14 protein-coding genes and 1 pseudogene are annotated in these 14,436 nt (G+C 61.0%); 6 read left to right on the top strand and 9 right to left on the bottom strand.

The window, feature by feature from the left end:
• Positions 1–4: 4 nt before the first annotated feature.
• From mazG to ATE48_RS00395, 6 genes are all read right to left on the bottom strand, one after another.
• Positions 5–814, bottom strand: coding sequence for a nucleoside triphosphate pyrophosphohydrolase (mazG, locus tag ATE48_RS00420; protein ID WP_066774447.1), 810 nt, complete (start codon positions 812–814; stop codon positions 5–7).
• A 75-nt stretch (positions 815–889) separates the two neighbouring features.
• Complete coding sequence (locus ATE48_RS00415) at positions 890–1,708, bottom strand: MBL fold metallo-hydrolase (protein ID WP_066766633.1); 819 nt, start codon at positions 1,706–1,708, stop codon at positions 890–892.
• On the bottom strand, positions 1,705–2,493 hold the full coding sequence (locus ATE48_RS00410) for a TatD family hydrolase (RefSeq protein ID WP_066766631.1): 789 nt from the start codon (positions 2,491–2,493) through the stop codon (positions 1,705–1,707). The genes ATE48_RS00415 and ATE48_RS00410 overlap by 4 nt, the downstream gene beginning before the upstream one ends.
• The gene (locus ATE48_RS00405) at positions 2,493–3,488 is read right to left on the bottom strand and encodes a DNA polymerase III subunit delta' (protein WP_066766629.1); all 996 of its coding nucleotides are present in this window, start codon (positions 3,486–3,488) and stop codon (positions 2,493–2,495) included. The genes ATE48_RS00410 and ATE48_RS00405 overlap by 1 nt, the downstream gene beginning before the upstream one ends.
• Before the next feature lie 8 nt (positions 3,489–3,496).
• On the bottom strand, positions 3,497–4,687 hold the full coding sequence (locus ATE48_RS00400) for a D-alanyl-D-alanine carboxypeptidase family protein (protein WP_066766627.1): 1,191 nt from the start codon (positions 4,685–4,687) through the stop codon (positions 3,497–3,499).
• A gap of 83 nt (positions 4,688–4,770) precedes the next feature.
• Positions 4,771–5,967, bottom strand: coding sequence for a septal ring lytic transglycosylase RlpA family protein (locus tag ATE48_RS00395; RefSeq protein ID WP_066766624.1), 1,197 nt, complete (start codon positions 5,965–5,967; stop codon positions 4,771–4,773).
• Between the two features lie 291 nt (positions 5,968–6,258).
• Here ATE48_RS00395 and ATE48_RS00390 point away from each other — a divergent pair, with 291 nt between their 5' ends.
• Together ATE48_RS00390 and ATE48_RS00385 are read left to right on the top strand one after the other, a co-directional pair.
• Complete coding sequence (locus tag ATE48_RS00390) at positions 6,259–7,503, top strand: tyrosine-type recombinase/integrase (RefSeq protein WP_066766616.1); 1,245 nt, start codon at positions 6,259–6,261, stop codon at positions 7,501–7,503.
• Between the two features lie 121 nt (positions 7,504–7,624).
• Complete coding sequence (locus ATE48_RS00385) at positions 7,625–8,347, top strand: acyl carrier protein (protein ID WP_066766614.1); 723 nt, start codon at positions 7,625–7,627, stop codon at positions 8,345–8,347.
• Positions 8,348–8,494: 147 nt separating this feature from the next.
• On the opposite strand, the gene ATE48_RS00380 is transcribed toward ATE48_RS00385, so the two are convergent.
• A complete protein-coding gene (locus ATE48_RS00380; RefSeq protein WP_066766612.1) occupies positions 8,495–8,857 on the bottom strand; it encodes a hypothetical protein in 363 nt (120 codons plus the stop codon).
• A gap of 532 nt (positions 8,858–9,389) precedes the next feature.
• Here ATE48_RS00380 and ATE48_RS00375 point away from each other — a divergent pair.
• On the top strand, positions 9,390–10,277 hold the full coding sequence (locus tag ATE48_RS00375) for a hypothetical protein (RefSeq protein WP_066766609.1): 888 nt from the start codon (positions 9,390–9,392) through the stop codon (positions 10,275–10,277).
• Positions 10,278–10,384: 107 nt separating this feature from the next.
• Here the strand turns inward: ATE48_RS00375 and ATE48_RS00370 are convergent, their stop codons facing one another.
• Both ATE48_RS00370 and xerC read right to left on the bottom strand, forming a co-directional pair.
• Positions 10,385–11,122, bottom strand: a complete 738-nt coding sequence (locus ATE48_RS00370; RefSeq protein ID WP_066766606.1) for a hypothetical protein — start codon at positions 11,120–11,122, stop codon at positions 10,385–10,387.
• 251 nt (positions 11,123–11,373) lie between these two features.
• Positions 11,374–12,384 (bottom strand): site-specific tyrosine recombinase XerC, encoded by a 1,011-nt coding sequence (gene xerC, locus ATE48_RS00365; RefSeq protein ID WP_083197085.1) that lies wholly within the window; start codon positions 12,382–12,384, stop codon positions 11,374–11,376.
• 116 nt (positions 12,385–12,500) lie between these two features.
• Between xerC and ATE48_RS20350 the strand changes: the two genes are divergently transcribed.
• The 3 genes and pseudogenes from ATE48_RS20350 (at position 12,501) to ATE48_RS20330 (ending at position 13,835) form a co-directional block, all read left to right on the top strand.
• Positions 12,501–13,121 (top strand): RHS repeat-associated core domain-containing protein, encoded by a 621-nt coding sequence (locus ATE48_RS20350; RefSeq protein ID WP_083197084.1) that lies wholly within the window; start codon positions 12,501–12,503, stop codon positions 13,119–13,121.
• 118 nt (positions 13,122–13,239) lie between these two features.
• The gene (locus tag ATE48_RS00360) at positions 13,240–13,527 is read left to right on the top strand and encodes a hypothetical protein (protein ID WP_156767532.1); all 288 of its coding nucleotides are present in this window, start codon (positions 13,240–13,242) and stop codon (positions 13,525–13,527) included.
• Positions 13,524–13,835 (top strand): annotated as a pseudogene (locus ATE48_RS20330) (DUF5076 domain-containing protein). The gene ATE48_RS00360 and the pseudogene ATE48_RS20330 overlap by 4 nt, the downstream one beginning before the upstream one ends.
• The last annotated feature ends 601 nt before the right edge of the window (positions 13,836–14,436 follow it).

Here is a 14,436-nt window from a genome sequence, read left to right as displayed (position 1 = left end):
GCTCCTAACGCTTCTCAGCCGCCTTAGCCTCAACCCACAGTGCTTCCATGTCGTCCAGCGGCTGTGGCCCGGTGCGGCCAGCTTCGGCGAGCTTGGTCTCAATGTACTGGAAGCGGCGCGTGAACTTCGCATTCGCGCGCCGCAACGCTTCCTCGGGATCGACCTTCAGCTTGCGCGCAAGGTTCGCCATCACGAACAGGATGTCGCCCATCTCTTCAGCGATGTGTTCTTGATTGCCTGAGGCTCGCGCTTCCTCCAGCTCCGCCAATTCCTCTTCGAGCTTCTCCAAGACGGGCTCAGGCGCTGGCCAATCGAAATTGATGCGCGCAGCGCGCTTCGTGAGCTTCTCAGCCCGCATGAGCGCGGGCAGGGCCATCGCCACATCGTCCAACAGCGACGGCGCACCCTTGGCGGCGCGCTTCTCGGCCTTCAGCGTTTCCCACGCGACCGTCTGCTGCTCAGCGCTACGGCCATCGCCAGTTTCACTGAACACGTGCGGATGGCGCTCGATCATCTTGTTGGCGAGCGCTTGAGCAACGTCAGCGAAATCGAACGCGCTTTGCTCCTCGGCCATGCGCGCATGGAACGCGACTTGGAAGAGGAGGTCGCCCAGCTCTTCTTTGAGCGCCGGCATGTCGTTGCGTTCGATCGCGTCGGCGACCTCGTAGGCTTCCTCGATCGTGTACGGCGCGATGGTCGCAAAGTTCTGCTCGATATCCCATGGGCAGCCGCCCTTCGGATCACGCAGTTGAGCCATCACATCGAGCACGGCCTGGGTGGCGGCGGCATTGCGGGCGAGCGCTTTTGCGCTCATTTTCTGTGTGTTTTCAATTGCTTGGCCCGGCATGCATATCTCGCATAAGATAGATTATGGGAAGCGCTATTCGACTCAGACTGGATATTCGCCCGCCCAGCCATCGTAGGCGGGTTCGACGCCTAAAGGCAGCCTCGCCTTCAGAGCCTGATAATCGAGATCGATGTGCATGTTTGTGAGGACGGCGCGTTGCGGTTTGAGCTCCAAGATCCATTCAAGCGCCTTAGCGACGTGAGCATGCGTCGGGTGTGGCGTGTCTCGCAGCGCGTCGACGATCCACAGTTGGAGGCCGCCAAGTTGAGCAAGGGTGGCCTCGGGCATGTCTACAAGATCATTCGAGTACGCGATCGGCCCGATGCGAAAGCCGAGTGAGCGTGAGAAACCGTGATCCTGATCCAGCGGCAGCACTTCGAGCTTGCCGCCTGGCCCGTCGATCTCGACTGGGATCAGCGGCGTCATATGGCCAGCATCGCGGGCAATCGCTGGATAGCCGCCCTCGCTCATGAAGGCGTAGCCGAAGCGCTGCATAAAGCTTAGGCGCGTCTTTGCGTCGATGAACGTCGGGATCTGCGAACGCTGCTTGATGAAGAACGCGCGTATGTCGTCGAAGCCGTGAATCTGGTCGGCATGATCGTGGCTTATGAGCACGGCATCGAGATGCGACGGCGCCGCGTCCGCAAGCTGCTGGCGGAGTTCTGGCGGCGTGTCGATCAGCACCGTGGTCGCCTCAGATGCGCTGGTCGCCTGCCCGTTCCACTTTTGAAGCATGATCCCACAGCGCGTGCGCCGGTTCTTCGGCTCGTTTGGATCACAGACGCCCCAATCGCCCGTGGCGCGCGGTACCCCGCCGGATGAGCCGCAGCCTAGAACGGTGACGCGCAACGTGCCGCTCATGACGCCACACGCGGGATCGTGGGGAACAGGCGGTGGAAGTTGTCAGCGAGAAGGGTGCTCGCCTCCTCTTCCTCAAGTCCCCTCAACTTCGCGAACGCGCTCTGCACTTGCGCGACGTGCATCGGCTCGCAGCGTTGGCCACGGTAAGGAATAGGGGTCAGATAGGGGCAGTCAGTTTCGACAATGATCCGATCGAGCGGCGTCTCGCTGGCGATGGCGCGCACATCGTTGGCGTTTTTGAACGTCATGATCCCCGAGAACGAAATGTAGGCGCCTAGCGCCAAAGCGCGGCGCGCCAGCTCCGCGCCGCTCGTGTAGCAGTGCATCAGAATGCGAAGAGGGCCCTTCCCCGCTTCTTCCTCCAAGAGCTGAGCCATTGCAGAGTCGGCCTCGCGCGTGTGGATGATCAGCGTCTTGTCGAGTGCGTGCGCCGCCTTCGCGTGCGTACGAAAGACATTCACCTGGTCTTCAAACGGACTGTGTTTGTAGTGCTGGTCGAGACCAGTTTCCCCTACTCCAACCACCCTCTTGTGGCTGCCGAGTTCGATCAAACGCTCCGCTGTGAGATCCAGATGATCCTTCGCATAGTGCGGGTGGGCTCCGACGCTTGCGTAGATGTCGTCGTGGCTCTCGGCGATGGCGATGACTTGGTCGAAGTTTTCGATCTTATCGCAGATCGTGATCATCCGCCCGACGCCAACTTCTCGTGCGCGTGCAATCACCGCTTCGCGATCTTCGTCGAAGCTATGGTGATGCAGGTTCACGTGGCTGTCGATCAGAAGCATCACCGGCGCGAGGCTCCAGCGCGATCCAGAACGCCGGCAGCGCGCGCTAGCGCATGGCGCGGGTCCATATCGAGGCCCTCGGCCTCGCCACGAAGCGTTTCAAGCGCGGACCAAGCTTCGGCCCATTGTTCGCCGCCCTGCTCGACGCCCGCCGCGCGCGTCCATTCGCCCGCGAGTTCGAGCACGCCAGCAAGCTTTTCAAACGGCTCGCCGCTCATCTTGTCGTAGAGATCGCCGAGCAATGCAGCCGAGGCGCCGCGCGCGATCTCTGAATGCGCCCGTTTTGGATCAGCGCCGGCTGTATCGACGCCTTGCGCCTTGAGCGCGATCGCGCGGCCCGGACGACCCTTGGCTAGCGCGACGATGCCCGCATCAGCGCCGCTGGCTTGCTTCACGTCCGCGTCGCTCAGCGTCCGCAACGCCAAGCGACGGCAGCGTGAGCGGATCGTCGGCAGGATCGCGCCAGGCGCGTGACACACGAGCATCAAGATCGAACGCGCAGGCGGCTCCTCAAGCGTCTTAAGGATCGCGTTGGCGGCGTTGCGATTGAGATCATCGACAGCATCGACAATCGCGACACGCATGCCGCCTTCAGAGGGCGCGAGCGCAAAGAAGTGTCCAAGTTCGCGCGCTTCATCGACGGCGATCTCCCGGCGCGGCTTGCCGCGATCGTTGAGCCCGCGGCGTAGAACGAACAAGTCCGGATGCGACAGAGCCATCACGCGGCGCGCGATGGGATCTTCAGGATCGACATCCAGCGGGCGCGGGCCGATCCGTCTTGCGCCAAGCGCAGCGCGCGCAACTCGATACGCCAGCGTCGCCTTGCCCAAACCTTTGGGACCCGCCAACAACCAAGCGTGGTGCATGCGCCCGCCACGAAGCGCCTCCGCGAAAGCGGCCTCTTCCGCATCGTGTCCAACGAACGAGAACGTCTGACGCGGATGCGGAGCGTTGGGTTCCTTGTCGAGTTCAGGGACGGGCTTTTCGGCCTTCATGGCCCTTATCAAGAGCCGAACAGGCTTAAGCGCAAGCCTTCGAAGGCACGCGAGAACCAATTCGCGCGGCCAATCTTGCGCCCTGCCGCCAGTGGGAATTCTTGCGTTTGGAAGTTGGGGCCTTCGATGACGAGGCGCGCAACGACTTGGCCCTCAGTGATCGGGGGCCGTAGCGGCCCGTCATAAACAATGTGCGCGGTGAGCCCCTCTTGTACGCCGCGCGGGCCGCCAATGATGATGTCCTGTTGGGCCACCAGGGGCACCGTGCGGCGCGAACCGAGGCGGACATTGGCTTGGCCAACCTCGGCGCCCGCCGCGGCGACCTGCGAGATCGCGTAATCGTTGAACGCGGCGCGCATCAGGCGCTGCGCTTCGGTGTTTCGAGCGGCCATCGTCGGCAGGCCATTGAACACGATGATGCGCCGTTGGCCATTCAGCACGGCCGAGCCGACTAAGCCGTAGCCGGAATCGTCCGTGTGCCCGGTCTTTACGCCATCGGCGCCGGGATAAGAGCCGAGTAAAGGATTGCGGTTCTGCTGGGTGATGTTGTTGTAGCGGAACTCACGCTGAGAATAAGTGCGATAGAATTCCGGGTAATTCACGATGATATGGCGCGCGAGGCGCGCGAGATCCACCGTGCTGATACGGTGCTCTGGGTCATCAAGACCCGCAACATTCCGGAAGCTTGCCGACCGCAGACCGAGTTCATGTGCGCGGCGGTTCATCAACTCGACGTACGCTTCCTCGGACCCTGCGATACCCGTCGCCAAAAGTGCGCAGGCGTCGTTGGCGGACACCACGATGATGCCCTGCAGCAAATCACGCACCGAAACACTAGCGCGCGCGGGGATGAACATGGTCGAGCCGGCCGCGCCACCGCGGTAGCGGCTCCACAGCTCATCCGTCATCGTAAATTGGGTATCGAGCGTGAGCTGCCCAGCTTCGATGCGCTCTAGAGCGATGAGCACTGTCATCAACTTCGACATCGACGCGGGCGGCACAGGCGTCTCGCAGTCGTCACAGAAAAGAAGCGCGCCCGACGCCCCATCCATGATCGTAACGTGCTGAGCGACGGCGGGCGGTGGCGGTGGCGCAGGAGTGCGCCGCGCGCGGCGGCGCTGCGCGTCCGCATCCGGCGCGAGCGCCATCACTAGAAGTGCCGCCAAGGCAAACGCGCCGACTTTGCGCTGCAAGCTCATTCCATCCGCCGAATCGTAAGCGCGTCTTGCGCGGGCCCATTCAAGCAGAGCGGCGCGGCGCTTTCACGTCAACAAACCAGCATTTAGCGCGATGCGACGATGCTATCGGCGTAACCCAGTCCGCTAAGCGTGCGGCGTGCGGCGTCCGCCTCTTCCCGGCTCGGCCACGGGCCAAGTCGGACCCGGAACAATTCCGCGCCGGAAGCGCTGGTTCGTGTTTCCACAACCACCGGCCCCGCTGGGCTCACAGCGTCCCGAACGCGCTGAGCGTTCACGGGGTCAGAGTAGGCGCCAACTTGGACGAAATACCCGCCAGCTGCAGGCGCCTGGTAAACCGGGCGCTCTTGGGAAGGCGCACCGGCCAGTTCAGCCGTTTGAGACGGGCGATTTGGGAGGAGGGAGCTTGGCCCCTCCTCAGGCCGCTGCGTCGGTGCGAAAGCGGGGACGTGCACAGATTGAGGGGCGGGCGTGCCATCGGCGTTAACACGGCGCGGAGCAGGGCCAAGGTAACGAACGTGAACACGCGCGTGGCCTGCTTGTTCGAAACCGAGAGCGTTTGCGGCGCCGCGCGACACGTCGATCAAGCGCTCGCCACTGAACGGTCCACGATCGTTGACGCGCACGATGACTTCGCGGCCATTCTCAAGATTGGTGACCTGTACGAGACTCGGGATCGGCAATGTGGGGTGTGCGGCCGTCAGGCCGTCCTGATCGAAGGTCTCCCCGCTCACGGTGCGCTGGCCTTGAAACTGAGCACCGTACCATGAAGCCGTACCGGTTTGCTGATAGCCGGGCTCAGGCGTCGGAACGTACCAACGGCCGTTCGCCTCGTAAGGCGGGCCAACGCGTTCTTGTTCGAGCCAGGGTTGGCGCCCCTGCTCGTTCGAAGGCGCACTTTCTGATTGCGCTTGCGGCGTTGTCGCCTGCGCCAAAACCTGCGGTGCTGGCGTTAGGCTGACGGGGCCTTCCTCGGCGTCCTCATCCGCTTCCGCCACCACTGGCGCTTGAAATACGACCGGCTCGCTACGGCGCACGTCGGAGCGGCGAAGATCAATCAATGCGCCTTCACGCCGACGAGGCGAGGCGCCGTATCCGTAGGAATTGTCGCCGCCACCGGAGAGGCCGCTCGTGTTTAGGGCCGCAGTCTCAGTGACGGGCGCCGGTGCAGCGGCGCCCTGCCCCGCAAACGTAATCGGTGCGCGTTCAGCGTGCGCTAGCGCCGCGAAGGCCATCAAACCAAAGCAGGAAACGATCAGCGCGCGCGGCGTACGGCGAAGCATCAAAGACCCCAACGCAATTCTTGCGATGGCGCTTTATACGTCAGCCCGACTTTAGGCCGCGTAAGGATTTATCCTTATTTCAGTTTCACCAATAATCGGTGTTCACCACACTGAAGTGGCGGAGGGAGTGTCCGCCTTTGGCGCGTTTACCCTTGAACGCTTATGAAGGTCCGCGGTCCGCCGTTTGGCCGCTAATCATTGCGGTTTAAGCTCCTAAAGGTCCTTTGTGGCCCTTCGTTTACTTTCGCCCCAAGCCGCTGCTAGAAGGGGGAAACTGAAGGGGAAACAACGGTGCCGCTGACAGACCGACAAGTGAGGGCCGCCAAGGCCCCCGGCGTTTTGATCGATGGTAAGGGTCTGCGGCTCAAAATCACCGCCAACGCGAGGTCGGGCGAGCTGCGAAAGAACTGGATCTGGCGCGGCAAGGTGGATGGCGGACCAGTGCGCGAGATCGGACTAGGCGGCACGCATGACGTGAGTCTGGAAGCCGCCCGCAAACGCGCCTACGCGCTGCGTGAGCAGGCACGCGTTGGAATCGATCCATTGACCGCCCGCCAAACCGAGCGCGCCCAGAAGGCTGCTGAAGCCGCTCGCGCCATGAGCTTTCGAGACTGCGCCGAGCGCTACATCGAAGCACACGAGACGTCATGGAAGAACGCCAAGCACCGCCAGCAATGGACGAACACTTTGGCGCAATACTGCTTTCCTGCCTTTGGCGATGTGGCGGTGTCGGACGTCGACCAAGGCATGGTCATGCTGGTGCTGGAGCCGCTCTGGGCCGAGAGGACGGAAACAGCGAGCCGCCTTCGCGGACGTATCGAGGCGGTGCTGGATTGGGCGTCGGTGCGCGGCCTTCGTTCTGGATCGAACCCAGCGCGCTGGCGCGGGCACTTGGACAAGCTGCTTCCGAAGCGTTCGAAGGTGCAGCGCGTACAGCACCACCCCGCCCTTCCCTATGACGAGTTGCCAACGTTCATGGCGACATTGCGCGAAGCTGAGGGGCTCGCGGCACGGGCGCTTGAATTCTGCATCCTCACCGCCACCCGCTCGAGCGAAACGCTGGAGGCGCGCTGGGACGAGATTGATCTGGACAAGCGTGTCTGGACGATACCCGACGAACGCATGAAGGCGGGCCGCGCGCATCGCGTTCCGTTGTCAGCCGACGCAGTAAAGTTGCTGCGATCGCTGAAGCCATCAAAAGGCAAGGCGCGAGAGTATGTGTTCGAAGGCGCCAAGCCGGGACGCCCACTCTCAAACATGTCGATGCTTCAGGTGCTTCGGCGCATGAAGCGCACGGATGTTGTTACGCACGGCTTCCGTTCGACGTTCCGCGATTGGTGCGCCGAGCGCACTCGCTATCCACGTGAAGTCGCCGAAGCGGCGCTCGCGCACGTCAACGCCGATAAGGTGGAAGCCGCCTACCGGCGCAGCGACTTGTTCGATCGCCGCCGCGAGCTCATGGCCCAATGGGCAACTTACTGCAGCTCACCGCCTGCTTCGAGCAAGGTTGTGCCGATAAGGAAGCGGAAGGACTGATAAGCGCTGCTTTGCGGACGGTCGCTCGACAGACGGGAACGGCAGAAATTCGCCGGAACTTGCCCTTCGCGAGTCAGCCGGGTCTGCTCGACACTGTACCAATGCAGGGTAGAGTATCAGCATGGTTGCGCCCAACACTCTCGGCCTCGACGATGACCTGGATTCCGTCGAACTCCTGATAGCGATTGAGCGCGCCTTCAATATCAAGATTCCGGATCAAGACGCCGCCACCGCCAGCACGATGGGAGATTTACACGACATCGTGGCGTCCAAATTGGAAGACACCGGCGGAGAGAAGTGCAGGACTTCAATGGCGTTCTATCGAGTTCGCCGTGCCTTGAAGATGGTTCTCGGGGAAGTCGATATTCGCCCGGATACATCTCTGAGCGCTATTTGGGGTAGATCGCCCAAATTGCTGTGGGCGCAAGCACAACGCCACTGTGAACTTCGCCTCCCGCCGCTCTCACAAACGAATATCAGCGGATTCGGTGGGTTGCTGATCGCGGCTGCGATCTTTGGCGTGCCAATTTTGTGGATTGCGAAGATCACCGGCTGGCTGGTCCTCGCTCTCGTTGTGGGATTAACCGCTGCGGGCTTCGTCCTTACCCGGCTCGACCCGCTCGCGTTCGGACCGATAGCGACTGTTGGCGATCTTGCCCAACGGACAGCGAGTCAGAACTATGGCGTATTGGTCAGCCTTGGAGGTCGCTCCGATACAAAGGCGATTTGGGACGCACTCGTGGAAGTCGCCGGTGCCTTCTCCGAGAATCTCCCCGCTGAAAAGATCGAGCGGACCACTGTCATCCTCCAATCACAGTATGAAAAGGCACGAGCGCGCGCCTGAACGGCTTCGGCTGCAATGGGCCAGCGATACCCGGCTCGCCATTTCTTACGAAAGGCTGGGTCGATACAATCGTGTCGCCGGTAATGCTGCGGACGCTTCGGCTCAATCTCGCCGTTTCGAGACGCTCGCGCGATTTGAACTCCGCGCCTACTCGCAGCGGAACGTCACGGTTAGAACGGCATCCCACTCTGCGTCTGAAATGTGGATTTCCTCGTCCGGGTTGCCGCGGGATTGAATCGACATCATGCTATCCACTTCCACCGCGCGACGCCGCTGCCGTGCGCAGAACTCGTGCGACCGGCGGCTTGACTCACGGCGCACCTCGTCCATGCGACGGGCGGAAAGGGCCAATTCCGCGGCCGTTCTGTTTTGCTCCACCGGCGTGCTGATCGTGATCAGGTACGTGTCTTGGGCCACCTGTTCCACGCCCTGAGTCGCACAGGACGTCAACGCAGCCATAGCCGCCAGCGCGGCGAGAATTGGAGAATAACGCATCGTGGCACTATGCATGTCTCGCTCGATATCCAAAGCGCTTGCGCCGACGCCGGAAACCCAGCCGATCGACGCTTATCATGATCGCGGTGAACGCCGATACGACCCAGACTCACACCAAGCCCGCCTAGGCGGTTCGTCTTGTTGCATCGCCATGCTGGCAAATCGCTCGCAAAAGTGCCGATTGTAGTCGGCTGGGCTGGAGAGATTTCCGCCCATGCGCGCTGACTCCGCGGGCTCTGCGTCAAAGGTCGCGATGTAGACGCGCTCTACAACACTCGATCCAACGAGTGCCGGAATGTCGGCGTAGAGCGTGTAAGCGCTACTTTGGTTGTCCGCCGAACTGGCACATCCCCCGCATGCTAGCGCGTACAGCAATATCAGTGTCCGCATATGGGCCTCCCCGCGCCACAACTGACTAAACAAGCTGAGCCCAAGCAGCCTAAGCGTCACACAGCCTTCGTCCAACAGCTACTCACGAAGAAGCGAGTTCTGAGCTTCGCGGGCCTCTCCCCATTGTGTTATGACGGCACGGGCGTAGCATCGCTGCATGACGAAGCCTCTTGTGCCGCTGCTAGCGCTTTTGTTCGTGGCATTTGGGGCCACTGCGACACTTTCCGCTCGCGCGCAATTGGCGCCACCGGATGCTGCGAGTGCACAGTCAGAACCGTCAGAGACGCGCCGCTTTCGCGGCGTTTACGTGCACGGCTGGGAGGCGCGGCTCTTCGTCGAGGCGGGTCGCGAAAACGAGCCGCCGTCATGGGTGTCGATGACGTCGGCAGCGCGCGCCTCGCTGGAGCAGGTACTGCCGAGCGCGTTTGAGCCAGGCGAAGGCTTCCGTGTTGTTGTCGAGTTTGATGGCCGGCGGAGTCCACCGGGGCGTTACGGACACCTCAACGCCTATACGCATTCGGTGTTGATTGAACGCCTGATCAGTGCGCGATTGGAAAGCCGACCGACCGCATTTTGCGATGCGGAAGCCAGCGTCGTCTGGCGTGGCGCGAACGATCGAACCTACACCGTGAGCGCAAGCACAACAGGTCCCACCTGCGCCCATTCGGTAGCGCTCTTAATTGTTCGCAACGCCAGCGGCGAGATTGTATGGACCGATGCGATGCCTACGGCGCACGTGATGGGGTTAAACACGCCGGCAACGCGCACCCCGATGACAGCCGCACTGCAAGAGTGGATCGGATACGGCGCACGAGGCGAGACAACACGCGAACTGCCGCCCTGGCCGCACGAACAAGAACCACCAGAAAGCGCCGGCGGCTTCGAGTTCGCGCCGGAATCTTGGATTAATCGCGAGACCTACCTGGAGATGCGCGCCCGCGCCGAACCAATGTTCTGTTACGTCCAAGGAATGGAGAGCCTAGCTTGCCTTGTCGAAAACGGAAACAGGCTTGAAAAGATCGGCGTTCAAGCGTTCGCGGGTTAATTTCTGGGTTACAAGTTTCGCGACCGACCTACCCTTTCCATTCCAGTCAGTGGCTTAGCACGCACAGCAATGACGCGTTCTCGCCGGAAAGCGACATTCGCCTCGGCTCACGGTGCGTATTTGGCAGCGCAGGCTTCAAAACTCATGACCGGCGCGCGAATGGTTCCGTCCCGCTCAGTCGGCCGATCAACGTCAACGAAGATCATGTTGTACTCGTTGGCCTGTAGCCCGTATCCCCAGCTCGCGGGCGTAGCCACGACACCTACGTCGAAGGTCATCGAGCGATCTTCTTGCGCAACCAGCCAGTGCTGGTTGTCGCGCTGATCGGACATGGAAATGACGTCGCCTACATGAATTACGTTATTGCGGGTGGGACGGAGGACCACAGCGTCCGCCTCGTCGCGCAAGCGATCCGCGGTGCGAGCACGGAAAGCCCCGGAAAGCACCAGATGTGCGGAGACCATGTTGTTGTGCACGTGCGGAATTACGGCGCCGCCTCGGCGCATACCGAATACGCGGATAAACCAATTGCGCCGACCATCCGTGCCCAGAACGTCAGCTGGCAGCACCGGATCCACGGTGTCAGCAAGGTTTGTGGAATAGGTGAAGCGCCGCGTAAGATGATCGATGTCGAGATAGCGCGCGAGGTCGGCAACCGGCACGCTGGTATTCAAACGCTCGACGCGCGTCTGCCACTCTGCAACGCCAATTGACCTTTCGCGAAGCGCTGCATTCAGATCGACGAGTTGTCGGGCCCAAGCATCCAGCGCTGCCGGACGCTCGCCCGCCCATGACTTTGAGACTGCACCGAGTAGAAGTGTTGCGGCCGCAGTTTGCAGCAACATGCGCCTGTCGGCCCCGACTCCCGACGATGGCGCCATCACTCACCCTCCCGACGCCATCTGAAAGCCAGAACGCTGGCGCCATTGTGTCTGAATGTCTGCGGCGCTCAAGTCCTGCCATTCTCTGGAACGCGCCAGTTTGGCCTGCTTTCGCCGGTTGTCGTCACTCGACCGTTTCTACCGAGCGTCCGCTATGTGGCATGTTTCGGTCACCGACAAAGCGTCGCCCGCCCCATCGCCGAGGCTTGCCAGGGCTACACCGGCGGACAAGCATCCCCCTCCTTGAACCTCGCGGCCGGATGTGTCGACGCGTGCACCGATGCTAAAGGCCCGATGCTAACGTGCGTGTAAATGCGCGTGGTATCGAGACTCTCATGCCCGAGCATGGCTTGGATAAAGCGGATATCGGCGCCGTTTTCGAGCATGTGCGTCGCTGCTGCGTGTCGAAAAAGATGACACGAGCCGGCCTTGCCCAACTTGGCCGCCGAAACATAGCCGCTCACTTTCGCGGTCAATTTCTTTGGATGTATTGGCGTGCCCCAGGAGGTGAGAAAGAGCTGCTCCGCGTCCCCGACTCCTATCAGTTTCGGCCTCGCGATCTCGCGGTAGGCAAGGAGCCAAGCCAGGGCGCGTTCGCCTGTGGGGACCGTTCGGTCTTTGCTGCCCTTACCCTTTCGAACCAAAAGTAGCTGCCGCGCGTGATCGACGTCTCTCAGTCGCAGCCTCGTCAATTCCAAGCGGCGTATGCCGGTGACGTAGAGCGTTTCAAGTATCGCTCTATCGCGCAAACCCAGCGGCGTCGTGATGTCAGGCAGAGCCAAGATCGCCTCGACCTCATCTTGCGTTAGTATCGTGCTGGGTAGACGTCGTTCACCGCGTGGCAGATCGAGACCGGCACTTGGGTCGGCCACAATGATGCCTTCGCGCGCCAACCATCGAAAGAATGATCGCAGGGCGACCAAACGCACGCTCTGAGTTCGCACGCCGAGTGGTTCACCGTTCGCCTTGCGGTGATTGAACAAGTGGATTCGATACGCTTCGATGAGATCACGGGTAATCGCTCGCGGACGACTCACGCGGGTTAGGTTCGCCCATGCGATAAACGCGTTGGTCGTGGTGATCCGCTGCTCTATTGTGTACGGGGAATAGTTGCGAGCAGCCATGTGAACGCTGAAGCGTTTCAGCAGACTCAGCATGCTCTCTTCGGTCGAGTCATACTCTTGCAGGCTTGCCGTTGGTTCGGCTGAATCGAGACGGTTCGTCATAGTCGTTGCTCCGCTAGTGCTGTTGACCAGCCAGCGGCTCAACAAAATGCGTTCCAATGCGACGCGGTGCGCTCAAGAGTTGAAGCTAAGATGGATCAGTCCCCTGCCCCACAGGGCTGGCCGATCAGGATCATTTCCTGCAAACTGATCCCGTCGGATATGAAGACGATCTGAACCTCTATGCCTACGTCAGAAATGACCCGCTGAATAACGCTGATCCGACTGGCATGGAGCAGTACGGCATTTTCGGTCGCGTGGAACTCTCATACGGTGAGGGTTTTCACATAGAGGGCGAAGCTTCTTACGATCCTGACACAGGCATGGCGCGGCTTCAGATTGAAGGCGGGCCTCGGTGGGGAGCTGCGCTGAATGTGGAAGGCGGAGGCTTTTACGATCAAAGATCGCTGACAGAACCAGGGGCGGATATTGCCGTTAGCGTACAAGGGAGTGCCGCCGGTGCCGCGCCCTTTCACCCTGGGCCTGGCGGCGAGATCGGAGGAAAGCTGACGATTGTGGAAGCAAGCACAAGCACGGGTATTGAAGGTCCAAGGGTCGAGCCTCTTGCATCAGGTTCTCTTGGCGGTGCTGAGGTCGACGCAAATCGAGTGACGGGCAGTGGCGGCCCAGACGCGAGAGTGACAGCAGGCGCGGACGTGCGCGTTGGAATAACGATAGACACTAGCCCGCCGCCACCGCCGGAAAGCCTTTATGGCCCGGGACCGGTGCGGTCGCACTGAAGCAGCACCTTCGGTTAGATTTGAGAATAAAGACATGTTGAGCGCGCGCAGAGCCAATCTTGTTGCCCTAAACGTCCTGATTCTTCTCGGGTCCTTGACCTATGTCGTCGGCGCGAAAATGTACTTGCAGGTAGTTGTGTGGCTGTTCTCCTTGGGGATCACGGCGCAGCTCTTGATCCTGCTTCTTGTCGCGATCGGCCAAATCGGCGCTCAAACGACCACATCGAAGATCATATTTGCCGTTTGGTTCGCCGCTGCGCAGCCATTTATCCTGCTAAACATGTCGCCTTTGCATTTCCCGTGGCTACTCGTCCTGCTGGCGGGACCACTTGGTTACATCATCGCATATCTCGGTATCTCGTTGGCGTTGTGGTTCATCAATATGCGACGAAGTGAGCGTGGATGACTCGCGCAGCGCACACCACCTCTTGGACGATGAGTGAAATGAAAAAGCTAGAGGAACTTCCCATCCCGCAGGTCGCGATCGACGCGAAGCAGAAGGCCGAGCTAATTCGCATCTGGCTCGCGGATGGAGGACAGGTCGTGTCGTTGTCCGATCGCATGTGGAGTGATCCCGGCATGTAGGGACTGTTGCTAGTTGATGTGGCGCGTCACCTCGCTGTCGCTTACGAACGCTTCGGTCACGACCGCCGGTCGACGCTGGATCGCATCCACGCTGCGTTTGATGCGGAGTGGAACAATCCGACGGAGTAGGTCCCAAATGAACGGTCATCAACGCCCTGCACGTCAAGACTCGTGCTCGGTAAAAATACCGGAATCAACGTGAGAGCGATCACTTCCTGCAAACTGACCCCGTTGGATATGAGGAAGACCTGAACCTCTACGCCTTCGCGTGGAATGACCCGCAGAACAACGCTGACCCGAGCGGTGGGTATGTGGAATCCGCTCTCGACATCGCGTTCATCGCGGCGGATGTGGCGGATATCGCGTCCAATGGTCTGAATTGGGAGAACGGGCTCGCGCTGACGGCCGATGTTGCTAGCCTGGCATTGCCAGGCGCGACCGGCGGCGGTCTTGCTGTTCGCGGCGGCGCGCGGCTGATCGAAGGCGCTCGGGGCGCTGAGCGAGCCGCAGACGCTGTGGGTGACGCTGCCAGGGCACCCGACTTTATCGTTACCCCGGGAGGTACGGCCGTTTCAACAAGTCAACGTCAGATGCGTGAGGGGTTCGACGCGGCCGGATTTCCGAGTCGCGAGACCAGAAGCCCTGGCATAGAACATACTATGCCAGATGGGAGCACCGTCAGAACTATGGAACCATCGGGTGAAGCTCCCCGTCGCGCATCTTTCGAAAA

The sequence above is a fragment of the Candidatus Viadribacter manganicus genome (genome assembly GCF_001679665.1).
GTDB classification, from domain to species: Bacteria; Pseudomonadota; Alphaproteobacteria; order Caulobacterales; family Aquidulcibacteraceae; genus Vitreimonas; species Vitreimonas manganica.
The sequence above is the reverse complement of the archived record's forward strand: the minus strand, read 5'-3'. Positions and strand labels throughout refer to the sequence as shown.

Bases quoted from the DNA above. Each gene is read 5' to 3' on its own strand.
- mazG (WP_066774447.1), bottom strand. From the start codon at position 814: ATGAGCGCAAAAGCGCTCGCCCGCAATGCCGCCGCCACCCAGGCCGTG.
- ATE48_RS00415 (WP_066766633.1), bottom strand. From the start codon at position 1,708: ATGAGCGGCACGTTGCGCGTCACCGTTCTAGGCTGCGGCTCATCCGGC.
- ATE48_RS00410 (WP_066766631.1), bottom strand. From the start codon at position 2,493: ATGCTTCTGATCGACAGCCACGTGAACCTGCATCACCATAGCTTCGAC.
- ATE48_RS00405 (WP_066766629.1), bottom strand. From the start codon at position 3,488: ATGAAGGCCGAAAAGCCCGTCCCTGAACTCGACAAGGAACCCAACGCT.
- ATE48_RS00400 (WP_066766627.1), bottom strand. From the start codon at position 4,687: ATGAGCTTGCAGCGCAAAGTCGGCGCGTTTGCCTTGGCGGCACTTCTA.
- ATE48_RS00395 (WP_066766624.1), bottom strand. From the start codon at position 5,967: ATGCTTCGCCGTACGCCGCGCGCGCTGATCGTTTCCTGCTTTGGTTTG.
- ATE48_RS00385 (WP_066766614.1), top strand. From the start codon at position 7,625: ATGGTTGCGCCCAACACTCTCGGCCTCGACGATGACCTGGATTCCGTC.
- ATE48_RS00380 (WP_066766612.1), bottom strand. From the start codon at position 8,857: ATGCATAGTGCCACGATGCGTTATTCTCCAATTCTCGCCGCGCTGGCG.
- ATE48_RS00375 (WP_066766609.1), top strand. From the start codon at position 9,390: ATGACGAAGCCTCTTGTGCCGCTGCTAGCGCTTTTGTTCGTGGCATTT.
- ATE48_RS00370 (WP_066766606.1), bottom strand. From the start codon at position 11,122: ATGTTGCTGCAAACTGCGGCCGCAACACTTCTACTCGGTGCAGTCTCA.
- xerC (WP_083197085.1), bottom strand. From the start codon at position 12,384: ATGACGAACCGTCTCGATTCAGCCGAACCAACGGCAAGCCTGCAAGAG.
- ATE48_RS00360 (WP_156767532.1), top strand. From the start codon at position 13,240: ATGTACTTGCAGGTAGTTGTGTGGCTGTTCTCCTTGGGGATCACGGCG.